11 protein-coding genes and 7 tRNA genes are annotated in these 15803 nt (G+C 30.5%); 1 reads left to right on the plus strand and 17 read right to left on the minus strand.

Features of this window, described 5'->3' with window-relative positions; genetic code table 11:
* Window positions 1-22: 22 nt before the first annotated feature.
* On the plus strand, window positions 23-772 hold the full coding sequence (gene hemD, locus BVAF_RS02890; RefSeq protein WP_013516886.1) for a uroporphyrinogen-III synthase: 750 nt from the start codon (window positions 23-25) through the stop codon (window positions 770-772).
* Between the two features lie 120 nt (window positions 773-892).
* Here the strand turns inward: hemD and BVAF_RS02895 are convergent.
* From BVAF_RS02895 to metF, 17 genes are all read right to left on the minus strand, one after another.
* Window positions 893-966: transfer RNA gene (locus BVAF_RS02895), tRNA-Pro, on the minus strand.
* Between the two features lie 94 nt (window positions 967-1060).
* Window positions 1061-1146 (minus strand) — tRNA-Leu (locus BVAF_RS02900).
* Between the two features lie 76 nt (window positions 1147-1222).
* Window positions 1223-1295 (minus strand) — tRNA-His (locus tag BVAF_RS02905).
* Between the two features lie 105 nt (window positions 1296-1400).
* Window positions 1401-1474: transfer RNA gene (locus BVAF_RS02910), tRNA-Arg, on the minus strand.
* Window positions 1475-1684: 210 nt separating this feature from the next.
* Window positions 1685-2944, minus strand: coding sequence for a transcription termination factor Rho (gene rho / locus BVAF_RS02915; protein WP_013516887.1), 1260 nt, complete (start codon window positions 2942-2944; stop codon window positions 1685-1687).
* A gap of 421 nt (window positions 2945-3365) precedes the next feature.
* Window positions 3366-3710, minus strand: coding sequence for a thioredoxin (gene trxA, locus BVAF_RS02920; RefSeq protein ID WP_013516888.1), 345 nt, complete (start codon window positions 3708-3710; stop codon window positions 3366-3368).
* 227 nt (window positions 3711-3937) lie between these two features.
* Window positions 3938-5434, minus strand: a complete 1497-nt coding sequence (gene ilvC / locus BVAF_RS02925; protein WP_013516889.1) for a ketol-acid reductoisomerase — start codon at window positions 5432-5434, stop codon at window positions 3938-3940.
* A 51-nt stretch (window positions 5435-5485) separates the two neighbouring features.
* On the minus strand, window positions 5486-7018 hold the full coding sequence (gene ilvA, locus BVAF_RS02930; protein WP_013516890.1) for a threonine ammonia-lyase, biosynthetic: 1533 nt from the start codon (window positions 7016-7018) through the stop codon (window positions 5486-5488).
* A 55-nt stretch (window positions 7019-7073) separates the two neighbouring features.
* Window positions 7074-8936 (minus strand): dihydroxy-acid dehydratase, encoded by a 1863-nt coding sequence (gene ilvD, locus BVAF_RS02935; protein WP_013516891.1) that lies wholly within the window; start codon window positions 8934-8936, stop codon window positions 7074-7076.
* A 93-nt stretch (window positions 8937-9029) separates the two neighbouring features.
* Window positions 9030-9953 (minus strand): branched-chain amino acid transaminase, encoded by a 924-nt coding sequence (locus BVAF_RS02940; protein WP_013516892.1) that lies wholly within the window; start codon window positions 9951-9953, stop codon window positions 9030-9032.
* Window positions 9954-10025: 72 nt separating this feature from the next.
* Window positions 10026-10265, minus strand: coding sequence for an acetolactate synthase 2 small subunit (gene ilvM, locus BVAF_RS02945; protein ID WP_013516893.1), 240 nt, complete (start codon window positions 10263-10265; stop codon window positions 10026-10028).
* Window positions 10266-10306: 41 nt separating this feature from the next.
* Window positions 10307-11989 carry an acetolactate synthase 2 catalytic subunit gene (gene ilvG, locus BVAF_RS02950; protein WP_013516894.1) on the minus strand — a complete coding sequence of 561 codons (1683 nt, stop codon included), beginning with the start codon at window positions 11987-11989 and terminating at the stop codon, window positions 10307-10309.
* Between the two features lie 843 nt (window positions 11990-12832).
* A tRNA-Trp gene (locus BVAF_RS02955) sits at window positions 12833-12905 on the minus strand.
* 42 nt (window positions 12906-12947) lie between these two features.
* Window positions 12948-13021, minus strand: a tRNA-Asp gene (locus BVAF_RS02960).
* Window positions 13022-13222: 201 nt separating this feature from the next.
* Window positions 13223-13295 (minus strand) — tRNA-Ala (locus BVAF_RS02965).
* A gap of 248 nt (window positions 13296-13543) precedes the next feature.
* Entirely contained in the window at window positions 13544-14389 is an 846-nt protein-coding gene (gene murI, locus BVAF_RS02970) for a glutamate racemase (protein WP_013516895.1), read from the minus strand.
* A gap of 326 nt (window positions 14390-14715) precedes the next feature.
* The gene (gene metF / locus BVAF_RS02975) at window positions 14716-15612 is read right to left on the minus strand and encodes a methylenetetrahydrofolate reductase (protein ID WP_013516896.1); all 897 of its coding nucleotides are present in this window, start codon (window positions 15610-15612) and stop codon (window positions 14716-14718) included.
* Between the last annotated feature and the right edge of the window lie 191 nt (window positions 15613-15803).

Here is a 15803-nt window from a genome sequence, read left to right on the forward strand (position 1 = left end):
ATAAAAATGGAGCAGTAATTTTATGAACATTTTAGTAACACGTCCTTCACCTAACGGAGAAGAATTAGTACACAAATTACTTGCTATTGGAAAGTTTGCTCATCATTTACCACTAATTTATTTTTCTTCTGGAAAAAACCTACCACTTATAAAAAAATATTTGAATTTACTTGAGTCAGGAGATTTACTATTTTTTTTATCTCAACATGCAGTTAAATATGCCCATTTTCAATTACTAAAAACAGGAGGGCATTGGCCTTCTACAATAACATATTATTCTATTGGATCAAGAACTAGTTTAAAAATGTATATATTATCAGGCATATCATCTAAATATCCATACAACGAAGAAACTAGTGAAAACCTATTGCAATTTCCAGAATTAATACAAAACATATCTGGGCGTCGTGCTCTTATTTTAAAAGGAAATAACGGACGTACCCTGTTACAAAACACTCTTCAACAAAGAGGAGCATTAGTATTATCTTTCGAATGTTATACCAGAAATCCTATCAAATATAATGGGCAAGAACAACTTAATTTAATGCTTGCTCTAAATATTACTACTATAGTAGTAACTACTAAAGAAACGCTAAAACAATTATATTATTTAATTCCACAACACTACCGAGACACATGGTTGATACAATGTCAACTAATAGTTGTAAGCATACGTTTATCGAAAATAGCAGAAAATTTAGGATGGAACAAAACAAATATTATTATAGCCAAGTCAGCAAATAACAACGCTATTTTTAATATTTTAAAATAAAATTCAACATTTTTTACTTATATATAAATTTTAAAATAAATAAAATATAACGTTGAATTATAATACCTTTAATACCTATGTATTAATAATACACTTTCCACATATCACACTTTATTATTTTCGGCGAGAGAGGATTTGAACCTCCGACCTACTGGTCCCAAACCAGACGCGCTACCAAACTGCGCTACTCGCCGATCTCTTAAGCTTTAAAATTATTTTATTTTGATACAATCTCTACAATAATATTTTTCTTATTTGCTATTATAAATAATAAATTTTTATTAAAAATGCGAAGGAAGGGATTTGAACCCTTAAGTCTTGCTCAAGACATTAACCTCTGAAGTTAATGCGTCTTCCTATTTCGCCACCTTCGCTCATATTTTAATTTTTAAAAAAATTAATTTATTACTACTTCTTTATTTTTCATCCACTTCATACAAATTTTACATGGGTGACTGATGGGACTCGAACCCACGACTACTGGAACCACAATCCAGGGCTCTACCGACTGAGCTACAATCACCTTCTACTATCTTTATTTTAACGTTTATAATAATGTGTAATTAATAAAAAATATTATAATTCTTTTATTGTATAATCTACCCCCGTTAATGCAATCTAAACAAAATGCGTCCGACAGGATTTGAACCTGAAATCTTTGCCTTCGGAGGGCAATGCTCTATCCACTTAAGCCACGGACGCCTTTCTTAATTTTAAGATTGTCATTTTATCTGTCGTATAAAAATACAAATTGGTAAATAAACACTATAAATATGCTCTTAGTATTTTTAAGACACTACTACGACATTAAAAATATTGATTCATAACCTATATAATACCTAAAATTCATAACTTAATAAAACAATAATGATGGCTATGAACAAATATAAAGAATTTCAACTGCTTAAACTACTAACAACGTTTCATCATGTCAAAAAACTCATCATTAGTTTTAGTCATAGATAACTTATTCATCATAAATTCCATAGCATCAATTTCCCCCATAGGATGAATTATCTTTCGTAAAATCCATATTTTCTGAAGTTCATCATGAGTAGTAAGCAATTCCTCTTTCCTTGTTCCAGATCTATTATAATCAATAGCAGGAAATACGCGTTTTTCTGCAATCTTTCTAGACAAATGTAATTCCATATTTCCTGTTCCCTTAAACTCCTCATAAATTACTTCATCCATTTTAGATCCAGTGTCAATCAAAGCCGTAGCAATAATTGTTAAACTTCCTCCTTCTTCCATATTTCTAGCAGCTCCGAAAAAACGTTTAGGACGATGCAAAGCATTAGCATCAACTCCTCCTGTCAATACTTTTCCAGATGCAGGAACTATAGTATTATAAGCTCGTGCTAATCGAGTAATAGAATCTAATAAAATAATCACATCTTTTCTATGTTCTACTAACCTTTTAGCTTTTTCAATAACCATTTCAGCTACCTGAACATGACGAGAAGCTGGCTCATCAAAAGTTGATGCAATAACTTCTCCATGCACCAAACGTTGCATTTCAGTTACCTCTTCAGGCCGTTCATCTATTAATAGTACTATAAGAACACAATCTGGATAATTATGACTAATACTCTGTGCAATATTTTGTAATAACATAGTTTTCCCAGCTTTAGGAGGAGCTACTATTAACCCCCTTTGCCCTCTTCCAATAGGAGAAGCTAAATCTAATACTCTAGCTGTTAAATCTTCCGTTGACCCATTCCCTCTTTCCATACGAAGTCTGGAATTAGCATGTAAAGGAGTAAGATTTTCAAATAAAATCTTACTCCTAGCATTCTCTGGTTTATCATAATTTACATCATTTACTTTTAACAAAGCAAAATAACGTTCACCCTCTTTTGGGGGGCGTATTTTTCCAGAAATAGTATCTCCAGTTCTTAAATTAAAACGCCTAATTTGACTAGGAGAAACATAAATATCATCTGGTCCTGCTAAATATGAACTATCGCTAGAACGAAGAAACCCAAATCCATCTTGTAAAATTTCTAATACTCCATCTCCAAAAATATCTTCTCCAGTTTTAGCATGTTGCTTAAAAATCGCAAAAATAATATCTTGTTTTCTCATACGAGCCAAATTTTCTAGACCCATACCCTCTCCGAGCTTAACTAACTCAGACACTGGTATATTTTTCAACTTAGTAAGATTCATAATCGTGGATTCTTAATTTAAGATAATGTTACTATTGATTTTAGATATGAATATCATACAATTTACACAAGTAATACTATTAATTTTAACATTACTTATTACATATTTTACTAAATTCATTTTTATTTTATTATGAAATACGCGTCAAAAACCGCATTAAATGTGAACTCATCAACACACCTAGTGAACAAATTAAATTTTTACAAACACTAAGATCGCTACCAACCACACTCAAATACCTATATACTCAATCATTATTATACACAATCAAGCTATATTTTACTTTTATCACCTACCATACATGACATGTATATACAATTTAATACTGTACAGTACACTATAAAACATTTTATCTTAATCTTCAATACACATCTATCATACTTGTAATAATTTTATCTAAAAATTAGAAATATAAATCAAATTAATTAACGTACGTATTTATAAAATCACATAATTGTTGTTTAGACATTAAACCTACCTTAGTAGCTACAATTGTGTCATTTTTAATAAGCAATAAAGTAGGAATACTTCTAATATTATATTTTTTAGTAACGATAGGATTACTATCTATATTTAATTTTGCTACCTTTATCTTCCCTCTAAATTCAACAGCTATTTCCTCAAGAATAGGAGCAAGCATCTTACAAGGATTACACCATTCTGCCCAAAAATCAATTAAAAATAAGAAATTATTTTTAACATTAACAGAATCTGAAAAATATTCTGAAAAATTATCATCCGTTAAACACAATATATTTTGACTCATTTAATTTTATCCTATTATTTTATTTATCAACTTTATTACATATAACACTATTACTACATAATATAAATATTCACAATTCTAAACTTCCAGTTATACAAATACAAACTATACACACTATATACCTTACCAATTTTGTTTGGTATCATAATCTACACAGATTTAATTATCGTTAAAATTGATGATACATTCATCACCTATTATACAATTAATCAACCTTCATTCCTGGACTAAAAAGACAAACTTACCATTTTTTTCATATAACTCCTTAAATATACTCCAATTTTTTCAACAGGATGACTACGTATCGTTTCATTCACATCACGTAACACAACATTATCTATAGACATAACCCAATGATTATTATCAACATCATTAACCATAATATTATCTAAATCTCCTTTTTTTAAATTGGGCATGAACTCTTTCTGCAAAATAGGAATCACAGTATTGCTAAATACATAACAACCATATTCTGCAGTATCAGAAATTACCATATTCATTTCATATAATCTCTTTCTAGCAATAGTATTAGCTATCAAAGGCAATTCATGTAACGACTCATAATACGCAGATTCTGGTTTAATTCCAGATTCTATCATAATATCAAAAGATAACTCTATACCTGCTTTTAACATAGCAACCATCAAAACTCCATGATCAAAATATATCTGCTCCGGAATTTTTTTGTCATATACAGGTGCTTGCTCAAACAATAATTTTTTAGTATTTTCACGCCAACTTAATAAATTACAATCTTTATTTGCCCAGTCTGCTATCATTTCTTTAGAAAAAAATCCAGTCAAAATATTTTCCATATGTTTTTCAAAAACTGGCCTCAAAATTTTTTTTAATTGCTTAGATAATTCAAAAGCACGTAATTTCGAAAAATTTGATAATCTATCCATCATTAAAGTTATACCTCCTTGTTTTAGAGCTTCAGTTATTACTTCCCATCCATTCTGAACTAATTTTCCTGCATACGCTACATCTACACCACTCTCAACCATTCTATTAAAACACAAAATTGATCCAACTTGAAGCATGCCACATAAAATAGTTTGCTCTCCCATAAGATCCGATTTTACTTCCGCTACAAATGACGATTCTAATACTCCAGCCTTATGACTACCTAAAGCAAAGGCCCAAGCTTTTGCTAATTCTATACCTGAACCACTTAAATTATTCTCTTCATGTACAGCAATTAAACTAGGAACCCCAAAACCTCTTTCATATTCCCGTCGAACTTCTGTTCCTGGGCATTTTGGAGCTACCATAATCACTGTAATATCTCTGCGAATTTTTTTACCTATTTCTACAATATGAAATCCATGTGAATAACCTAACACCGATTTATATTTCATCAAAGGTTCTATTTGATTAATAACAAAATCATGATTTTTATCCGGTGTTAGATTGATAACTAAATCTGCTTCAGGAACAAGCTCAGTATAAGTACCTACAACAAAACCATGCCGCACCGCATTAATATAAGATTCTGTTTTATTAATAATAGACTCATAACGTAAGGCATACGCAACCTGCAATCCAGAATCACGCATATTTAAACCTTGATTTAATCCTTGAGACCCACAACCAATTATCACTATTTTTTTAAATTTCAATAATTGAATACCCTTGGAAAATTCATTTGTACTTATCAACCGACATTTTCCTAAATGCTTTAATTTCTGTATAAAACTTAATTTATTAAAATAATTACTCATAACAATATAAACCTCTATTAAGAATTCATCAAATTTATCATTAACTCTACTCTAGTTAATTCTTATAAACTGAAATACTGGATTAGTTGTAACATCACGGCAAACATATCCCAATTGCGATACATACTGATCAAATTTAGATTCTTGATTAGATAATTCAAAACCCGCTAAAACATGACCATAATCAGTACCATGATTACGATAATGAAACAAAGAAATATTCCAATGAGTGCCTAAAGTATTTAAAAATTTTAATAAAGCTCCAGGAGACTCTGGAAATTCAAAACTAAAAATTCGTTCATGTACAGAATGTAATGCACGAACCCCTATCATATATCTTGCATGTAATTTAGCCATTTCATTATCAGATACATCTATCACAGAAAACCCATGACTAAGTATATTTCTTACTATACAATTTCTTTCATAACGTCCATGTTTTAAACGAACTCCTATAAAAATACAAACCTCATTAGTTCCGCTATAACGATAATTAAATTCTGTCACTGATCTATTTTCCAAAATTTTAAAAAATTCTAAAAAACTACCTTTCTTTTCTGGAATAGTAACTACCATTAACGCTTCTCTTTCTTCTCCTAACTCACAACGCTCTGAAATATATCTTAATTCATGAAAATTAATATTAGCACCTGATAAAATATGAGCTAATCTTTCTCCATGTATTTCATGTTGTTGAATATATTTTTTCATTCCAGCTAATGCTAATGCTCCTGCAGGTTCAGCAATAGCTCGAACATCCTCAAATAAATCCTTTATAGCTGCACAAATTTCATCATTATCCACAGTAATAACATCATCAAGATAATTTTTACACAAACGAAATGTCTCATTTCCAACACATCGTACTGCCACGCCTTCTGCAAAAGATCCTACTGTATTTAAAGAGACAGGAACTCCAGCTAACAAAGCGGCACTTAAAGAAGCAGACTCCTCCGACTCAACACCTACTACTTTAATTTGAGGCATAAGATATTTAATCAAAACAGCAACTCCAGCAGCTAACCCACCCCCTCCTACAGGCACAAAGATACGATCTAAATGAGCATCCTGTTGCAATAGCTCCATTGCCAAAGTACCTTGTCCAGCGATAACAAGTGAATGATCAAAAGGAGGCACAAAAATTAAATGATTCTTTTTAGATAAACGTAAAGCTTCTATATGAGCTTCATCAAAATTTGAACCGAACAACAAAGGTTCCCCCCCCAAATGACGCACCGCATCAATTTTAATATCAGCAGTATTAATTGGCATTACAATTATAGAATCAATGCCTAAATATTTAGCAGAAAAAGCTACACCTTGTGCATGATTTCCTGCTGATGCTGTAATTACTCCAGCAGACTTCTGTGCTTGTGTTAAACTTGAAATCATCGCATAAGCCCCCCTCAATTTAAAACTATGCACCGGTTGCCTATCCTCACGTTTAACTAAAATCACATTTTTAAATCTTTGAGATAATTTATTCATTATCTGCAACGGAGTAACCTGCACTACTTCGTATACATGAGATCTTAAAGCAGTTTTAAGATACAACAAAGAGCTTCTTTCTCTAGAAGAAAACATTGATATTTATCGTCCATCATTGATCTTTTATTATTATTATATTATTGTAAATACCTTATAATAATTGGGATTTATCACGAACAGCACCTTTATCAGCACTAGTAACTAATTTAGCATATGCTTTTAAAGACATAGACACAACCCGATCTCTGTTTATTGGAGTCCACGATTTAATTCCACGATTAATTTCCAACTCATTTCTCCGGTCTAAAACATACTTCGATACCTCCAATGTAATATTACGTTCATCAATATCAATATTAATTATATCTCCATCATATACCAACCCAATTAAACCTCCGGATGCTGCTTCCGGAGAGATATGTCCAATTGACAAACCTGAAGTTCCTCCTGAAAACCTTCCATCTGTAATTAATGCACAACACATATCTAAATTCATAGACTTCAAAAAAGAAGTAGGATATAACATTTCTTGCATCCCAGGACCTCCTTTTGGACCTTCATATCGAATCACTATTACATCACCTGGGCATATTTTACCCGTTAAAATAGCTTGTACAGATTCTTCTTGACTTTCATACACTTTAGCAGGACCTCGAAACTTTCTTAAACTTATACTAACCCCCGCCGTTTTGACAAGACACCCTCCTTTGGCGATATTACCATACAATACAGCTAAGCCACCATCTTGACTATAAGCATAAGCTCGACTTCTAATACATCCAGAGCAACGATCTATATCTAACGCACTCCATCTTTTATTTTGACTAAATGCCTTAGTCGTACGTATCCCGGCAGGAGCTGCAGCATACATTTTTTTTATTTTAAAATCATTACATGACAATATATCATATTGTAGTAATGTTTCTAATAAAGATTTATTAAGTATATTATTGACATTTGTATTCAATAAACCACAACTATTCAATTCTCCAAGAATACCCATCACTCCTCCAGCTTTATGAAAGTCTTCTACATAATACTGTTTAGAATTTGGAGCTATTTTACATAAATAAGGTACTTTTTTAGATAATTGATCTATATCTTTCATAGTAAACTCTATTTCTCCTTCTTGAGCAGCGGCTAATAAATGCAACACAGTATTAGTAGATCCTCCCATAGCAATATCCAACATCATTGCATTCTCAAACGCCAACCTATTTGCTATATTACGGGGTAAAACAGAATAATTATCCTCTTCATAGTATAAGTTAGCTAATTTCATAATATTCCTACCAGCATCTATAAACATTGTTCTACGATCACAATGTGTTGCTAATAATGACCCATTACCTGGTTGAGCTAATCCTAATGCTTCTGTTAAACAATTCATAGAATTTGCAGTAAACATTCCTGAACAAGAACCACATGTAGGACATGCCGCTAATTCAATACGTTCTTTATCCTCTGTAGTAACTTTCGGATCAGCTGAAGAAACTATAACATCAACTAAACTCAATTTATTAATAGTATTATGACCATTACTCTCAGATAACCTAATTGATCCTGATTCCATTGGTCCTCCAGATACAAAAATAGTTGGAATATTTAACCTCAATGCTGCCATTAACATTCCAGGAGTAATTTTATCACAATTAGAAATACATACCATGGCATCAACACAATGAGCATTAATTACATATTCCACAGAATCAGCAATTAAATCTCTAGATGGTAAAGAATATAACATTCCACTATGTCCCATAGCAATTCCATCATCAATAGCAATAGTATTAAATTCTTTTGCAACTCCACCATTCATATTAATTTCCTTAGCAACTATTTTCCCTACATCTCTTAAATGAATGTGCCCTGGAACAAATTGAGTAAATGAATTTACTACAGCAACAATAATTTTATTAAAATCCTCAGAAACCATACCCGTAGCGCGCCACAAAGCTCTAGCACCAGCCATATTCTGACCCTGGGTAGTAATAGATGAACGATATTTAGGCATATTTTTCTCTCATTTACAATATTGAACTAATACTTGAAATAAAGCTTTCAAAACTACAATACACATTTATTTATAATAATTAAAGAACTATTACTATACTTCCTCTAACCAATCCCATTCATCCTTCACTTCTCCAGTGAATAAACCAAAAAATAATTCTTGTAACTTCATGGTAATAGGCCCCTTAACTCCTCCTGATCCAATTTTAATCCCATCAATACTACGTACTGGTGTAATTTCAGCAGCAGTACCAACCATAAAAACTTCATCTGCTATATACAAATACTCTCGAGGCAACATACACTCTCGTACTTCTAAGTTAATACTTGCTGCTAATTTAATAATCGAATCTCTTGTAATCCCGAGTAACACAGAAGAACTACATGAAGGAGTTAATATAATACCGTCTTTAATTACAAACAAATTTTCACCAGACCCCTCTGAAATATAACCAAATATATTTAAACCAATACCTTCATGATAACCATGCCTATGAGCTTCATTACTAATCAACATAGATGATAAATAATTACCCCCAGCTTTAGCCATATATGGTATAGTATTTGCCGAAACTCTATTCCAAGAAGATACCATGGCATCTATCCCTAAATTTAAAGAATCTTTCCCTAAATAAGATTCCCAATAAAAAGCAATTATAACAAGATCAGTATCATATTGAATAATAGGATTAATTTCTATTCCCACATCTCCTATAAAAAGTAAAGGACGAATATACGCATCAATTAAATTATTTTTTCGAATAACTATTTTACAAGCTTCTATTAATTCTTGCCTACTCCAAGAAATAGGCATACGATAAATTTTTGCGGAATTAATCAATCTTTGAATATGATCTTTCAGACGAAAAATAACTGCCCCTTTATACGATTGGTAACAACGCATTCCTTCAAATACTGAAGATCCATAATGTAATGCATGAGACAACACATGTATATTCGCCTTATCCCATGGCACCATTTTACCATTAAACCAAATAAAATTAGATTTTTTAATCATATATATAGATCTTCAAAATAAACATCATCATTGAAATTAAACTGATAAACTACTCACTAATATCACTATTATTCATCTAACCTCAATATATTGGATATCTACTAATTTATTTAATTGAGTACATAACAAATATATTGCCTTTTCACTGGAAACCGTTAAAAATAAAGTTATCTGTTTATTATTATCGATATTATACACAATCGTATTTAATGCACACAACTCAAACCCTCGATGTCGAGTAACTCTAAGAATACGTTCCACTACTTCTGAACAAAACCTAGCTTGTATAAACAAAGAATAATAAACAATCATTATAATTTTTAAACTGCCAATTTATACTATACATATCTTAATCATTCATTCCTAATTAACATAGAATCATTTGAAGCACCAGGAGGTACTAATGGCCAAACATTGGCACTCTCATCAATTAAAGCATGCAATAAGAAAGGCCCTGTATTTGAAAATAGCATATCAATCGCATCTAATATTTGAGATCTCTGAGAAATATACACACCGCTAATATTAAATGCTTTAGCTAAAATAAGAAAATCTGGGTTATCATCTAAAATAGTTTCACTGTAACGTTTATCAAAAAATAATTCTTGCCATTGACGCACCATTCCTAATCGTTTATTATCCAATAAAATAATTTTTATGGGTAATTTCCTTCGTTTAATAGTAGCTAGTTCCTGTACATTCATCATAAATGACCCATCACCTGAAACACATATTACCATATCATTAGGACGACCTATTTGCGCTCCAATTGCTGCAGGAGTACCAAACCCCATAGTCCCTAGACCTCCAGAAGTAATAAAATTTTCTGGTCGATTAAATTGCATATGCTGTGCAGCCCACATTTGATGTTGACCAACATCAGTAGTGATAATAGTATCAACAGGAGCATTATCACTAATTGTTTTTAATAAAACTGGAGCAGAAATCTTATCATTCCCAGAATCATAAGACCACTTATATTTCGATTTCAATAATTTTACCTGTTCTTGCCACAATGCAATAGATAACGTTTGAGTTAACTCTAATAACAAATCATTTAAACTGCCCGATATACAAACATGTGCTGTACGCAACTTATTAAACTCTGCTAAATCAATATCTAAATGAATTATTTTTGCTTTTGGAGCAAAAGTATTCAATTCTCCAGTAACTCTATCATCAAACCTTGCTCCGATTACAATTAGTAAATCACATTGTTGTACTGCTAAATTAGCTGCTTGATTACCATGCATTCCTAACATACCTAAATAATAATCCTCAGTATAATCCGGAGCGCCCAATCCTTTTAATGTTACTACAGTAGGTATGCCAGTATTAGCAATAAATTTCCTTAATGATAAAACCGCTCCAGCCATTCCTACTCCACCGCCTACATATATGACAGGACACTTTGATTGAGACATCAACACACGCGCTAAAGCAATATTATCTTTGTTTGTATAAATATGATGATTACAAACACTATGTTTATCGTTTTTTACAGAAGCTTGTGCAAAAGAAAAAATACCTCCTTCTCTACTAGACGACAATTGAATATCCTTAGGTATATCTATAAGCACTGGACCTTGTCTTCCATATAACGCAATTGAAAATGCTTCATCAATAATATCAGGCAATACATCTAAAGAATGCACCAAAAAACTATGTTTAGTGCATGCCAATGATAAACCTAAAACATCTATTTCTTGAAACGCATCGGTTCCAATGAACTTTAATCCAACTTGACCAGTGATAGCTATTATCGGAATTGAATCCAATAACGCATCAGCTAACCCAGTAATTAAATTAGTTGCCCCAGGCCCAGATGTAGCAAAACATACTCCAACTCTACCTGTAGCTCTAGCATATCCAATAGCTGCAATTATTGCGCCCTGTTCATGCCGACACAATAAATGCTTAATTTCAGAATCAAATAAAGCATCATACATTGGCATAATAGCCCCCCCCGGATAACCAAAAATTACATCTACCCCTCGTTGTTGTAACTCTTTAATTACCCACTGAGCCCCATTCATAATAATTGCTTCTCATCATCAATTATATTAAAACTGATATCATACAAAAATAAATAATCATTAATATTTTATTTTTATTTTAATCCGACAATATCATACAGTATGTTATACTTGAGAAAAACAATGGAAATTATATACTGCGCAATAGTTTATGTGAATAAACTATTATTTACATACATCAAAAAAAATTATATACTGTAAAATAATCACTTATATAAAAATTATAAAATCATTATTTTAAATAAACTAATTGATTATAAATGGGCACAACTCATTATATAACACATATTCGTTTATCTAAAACAGTGTATGCATCCACTGTAATTCTTCATTGATAACAAAACAATATATCAAAATCTTCCATTAAAATACCCCCATTACTTCATTATATACAATAATGAGATTATACAAAAAACAACATCTAACCTTTATTATTAATTTAAAACCTAATTCTAAAAAATACCATACATAATTACATCATAAACTACTAAAAATTTTTAAAATTGAATTACATACACTATTTATTCTTACATCTGTATAATAATTTTTATTATTACTTATACTCATTAAAATATATATAAACATTAATTATACTACAAAAATATATTTTTAATAAACCACCCACCCCTAAATTGTATTTACAATAATAAAATTCATAAGATACCATTTACTTAATATATCAATAATTAATACTACTTATTTTTATTCTCTCTTATACATAAAATACATAATCTCACCGAGTCTGATATATATTGATATCTTAAAATACTTCACATAATTTAATTCTGTAAACAACAAAACTATATATTACTGATGAATACATAATTATAAAAACTCAATCAGCAGGGGTGAAGAGACTTGAACTCCCAACCCTCGGTTTTGGAGACCGATATTCTACCAATTGAACTACACCCCTGATACAAATCTTAAAACTAAATTACATTTCCCTACAAACAAACGGTGCGAACGGGATTCGAACCCGCGACCCCCGGCGTGACAAGCCGATATTCTAACCATCTGAACTATCGCACCACTCAATATCTTTTATATATTTATACACTATGCTTGCTATCAACACAACTAAATCGTAATGTATAATACACGTGCCACATACATAACAAACTTATGCAAATACTCAACTACTTTTACAATATGCTGACACTGTATTTACCTCTACTGTAAATACAATGGTGAGGACATAATATTATAAATCAACAATTTTAAAAACTACAATGGAGCTAAGCGGAATTGAACCGCTAACCTTCTGCGTGCAAAACAGACGCTCTGCCAATTGAGCTATAGCCCCCCATACCTACCTCTCTCCCTTTCTCTCTTCTCAAAAGAGAAATAAAATATATACATCATTTAATATGCAACAATACCATTATAAATAACCTTAAAATTATTACAGTAATTCGCAGTAAATTATAACAGTATAATGCTATACCTTTTTTAGTAATAGTCAAATGTTAAATAACAACATTACTATTACATTACACACTATATAATTTATACTATAAATACAAAAACTTCATTATTCAAGCATATACCGATTTATATCGGTAACATTTCTAAAGAAAAAAAATTATAATTGAACAGTAAAATAGACCGTAACTTTACAATATCTGCGGTATGCATAGTATAATATGCTTTATTTTGATATAACAACACATCAAAATAACATTTATTCTTCTTTTTAAGACATCGTGAATTTAACAAATATTTAATATGATTAATAAGTCGATTACTAGAATCTATTAAACAACTATCCACTGGTAGTACTGATTGTAATTCCGACTTCAACCAAGAAAAATGAGTACATCCTAATACTATTGTGTCAGGAATTTTTTTTAAATTCAACCAAGGATTTAGAATATCAATTAACTCCAATTTTGAAACTAAATTACCATAAACTTTCGATTCAGCTAATTCCACTAATCTAGAAGTTCCCAACAAAACTATATTTTTTTTATATGCAAAACGTTTTATTGAATTAAAAATATATTTATTATTTACAGTACGACACGTCCCTAATATTCCTACTACCCCATTTTTAGTACATTGACATGCCAATTGAATTTCAGGAACTACCCCTATAATAGGAAATCTAAAATTAATTTGTAATATACTTAATGCAACTACACTAATAGTATTACATGCAATAACCACTAAATCAAATTTCAAAAATCTACATATCCTTTCTATGATTAAAATCACTCGTTGAATAATAAATTTTTCTGAGCAATTTCCATAAGGAAAACATTTATTATCAATTAAATATAAATAATTAACAAATGGAACTATTCTACGAACTGTTTCATAAAAAAATAAACCTCCTACTCCAGAATCTAAAATTAAAACAGTCGAATACCTGTAAATAATATCTTGATTACTCATCATAAAAATTAAAAAATTCTAAATACATCCAATTATATAATGTAATTTAGCATTATCAAACAATACATATCATTTATCACGCGATCACTTTCTATAAATAAATATAAGATATCTGTCTAATCCCATAGATTTTACAAATAAATACATTAATCCCTTTAATTTAATAGTACATCTATTAAATAAAAATATACACCACTATTAATTATAGTTAATTAAATCTTGTTAAAACACCCCCTAATCATAATTATTTAATCTTCCCTTTCTGTATAAAACCTTATATACTGCAATAATAATATTATATTATATATAAACTATATACATATACAACATTACTTATGCCTTTTATTCTTCACACCTAATGCATGACATACCGCATATGTTAAATCTGATCGATTTAAAGTATAAAAATGAAAATTTCTTACTCCTTCCTTCACTAAAATTTTTACCATATCTATTGCGATAAAAACACCCAACATCTTTTGAGTATCTAAATCCTGATCTAATCCATCAAAGATTATACACATCCAGTTCGGGACTTTCACTTTAGTAAAAGTAATGAAACGTTTTAACTGACTAAAATTGAAAATAGGTAATATTCCAGGAATAATTTCTATTTCAATACCTACTGAAACGCATAAATCTCTAAACCTTAAATACTGCTCAACATCAAAAAAAAATTGTGTAATTACTTTACTTGCACCAGCATCTATTTTTTTTTTTAAATTAATTAAATCTGATTGAGGAGTCTTTGCTTCTGGATGAACTTCTGGATAAGCAGCCACTGCAATATCAAAATCTCCTACTTCCCTTAGTAAGGAAACTAAATCTACAGCATACATAGATGACGAATGTCTTTGTACTACCTGATCTCCTCTTAATGCGACTATATTGCGAATATTATTATTCCAGTATTCCCAAGCAATATTCCGTAAAATTTCAGGTGTTGTATCAATACATGTAAGATGTGGTGCTGCTATCAATCCAGTACGCTCTTTTATATCTTTAATAATCCTATTCGTATATTCTCTTCTTCCAGAATATGCTCCATACGTTACTGAAACAAAATCAGGACCTAATTTACTTAATTTATTTACAGAATGCCATAATACTTTCTCCATTTCTGCATTCTTAGGAGGAAAAAATTCAAACGATACACTAATATTTTCTTTTAATTCAACCAAATAACGATTTAATATTTCTTGTTGAGTAGCATGAAACATGCTCATGTAATTTACCTCATCATTATGATACAATATATATTTGCATATATGATACACAATGCATGATAGAGCTCAAATTTATTTAAATACATGTAATCAAAGATATTTAATATATAAACTTATATATAAGCATTAAATTACATTCCAATACGTTTCTAAGGCATATTTTCATTTTAAATTACATATCTCACCATATT

It is taken from the genome of Candidatus Blochmanniella vafra str. BVAF (genome assembly GCF_000185985.2).
Taxonomy (GTDB): Bacteria; Pseudomonadota; Gammaproteobacteria; order Enterobacterales; family Enterobacteriaceae; genus Blochmanniella; species Blochmanniella vafra.